We start from the raw sequence: 1,346 nt of genomic DNA, 5'->3' as shown, positions 1-1,346 counted from the left end.
CCGCGAGCCGGGGTTGTCCTCGAGCCAGACCTCGTCCGCGAGGTCCTGGAGCCGGACGTGGGCAGCCAGGTCGGACCCGGCGGGGACGAGCACGGCCATCGGGTCGTCGAGCAGGTGGGTCAGCTCGATCCCGGCCGTCGTGGGCAGCCCGGGCGGGGCGTCCGTGACGACGGCGACGTCGAGCTCGTGAGCCGCGACGCGCTCGACGAGGGCGCGCGTCAGGTCAGTCACCAGGCTCCATGACGCGAGACCCGCACTCGCCTTGAGAGCCGCCGGGACGAGCGCGATCGCCATCGACGGCACGGCGCCGACAGCGAGGTGCTGACCGGCTGCGGGGTCGCGGGCCGCCCGGTGTGCCCGCTCTGCCTCGGCGACGAGGAGGCGCGCGTGGACGAGGACCGCCGAGCCCGCCGCCGTGGGGCGGACGCCGCGCGGGCGCCGCTCGAGCAGCGCGACGTCCAGCTCGCTCTCCAGCGCCGCGATCTGGCGCGACACGGCCGACTGGGTGTAGCCGAGCTCGTGCGCGACGGCTCCGAGCGTGCCTCGGTCACAGGCCGTGACGAAGGCGATCCAGGGGGTGAGAGACACGTCCTAGTATGCGTGAACCGCATGCTTTTAATGCAACACTTTCGCTTGTCGCATGTTTCCAGCCTGTGCACAGTGGAGGCATGGATCGAGATGTGACACAGGTGGCGGTCCTCGGCCTCGGCCGCATGGGCACCGCGATGGCAGAGCGCCTCAGCCAGGGGGGACATGCCGTGCGGGCATGGTCGCGGACGGCGAAGCAGGTTGCCGGGGTCGACGTCAGGCCGACCTCCGCCGAGGCGGTGGCCGGGGCTCGCGTCGTCGTCCTCGCCCTCTTCGACGCCCAAGCATGTCAGGAGGTGCTGGCCGCGTGCCTCGAGGCGAGCGCCGAGGACGCCATCGTCGTCAACACCTCGACCACAGGACCCGGCGAGGCGGCTGAGCTGTCGGACATCGTCAGGGAACGGTCACGGGCCTACCTCCACGCGCCCGTGATGGGTTCGGTTCCCGCGGTTCGGTCGGGGTCGCTCACCGTGCTCGCCGGGTCCGACACCGTGCCGGCGGAGGTGTCCCGTGTGCTCGAGGCGCTCGGCACCGTCGTCCGGTGCGGGGACGCGCAGACCGCCGCTGCGGTCAAGCTCGTCGCCAACCAGGTCCTCGGCGAGAGCCTCGCCGCTCTCGGTCGGACTCTCGCGAGCGCCGATGCGCTCGGCGTCGACCGTGAGCTGGTCACGGACATTCTCGAGCGCACCGCCCTCGGCAGGGTCGTCACCGCAAAGCGGCCCTGGCTCGAGGGGCACCGCGGATCGGCCGCCTTCGCC

The 1,346-nt window shown here is 72.4% G+C and carries 2 protein-coding genes; one reads left to right on the top strand and one right to left on the bottom strand.

The features are described from left to right. A partial coding sequence (locus tag LOY02_RS17725; protein ID WP_317183695.1) for a LysR family transcriptional regulator occupies nt 1–588 on the bottom strand: 588 nt, incomplete at its 3' end. 80 nt (nt 589–668) lie between these two features. Between LOY02_RS17725 and LOY02_RS17720 the strand changes: the two genes are divergently transcribed. After that, the coding region (locus LOY02_RS17720; RefSeq protein WP_317183694.1) for an NAD(P)-dependent oxidoreductase at nt 669–1,346 on the top strand (678 nt) is incomplete at its 3' end.

Source organism: Intrasporangium sp., assembly GCF_032907665.1.
Classification (GTDB): Bacteria; Actinomycetota; Actinomycetes; order Actinomycetales; family Dermatophilaceae; genus Intrasporangium.
This window is presented reverse-complemented; position numbering and strand designations above follow the sequence as displayed.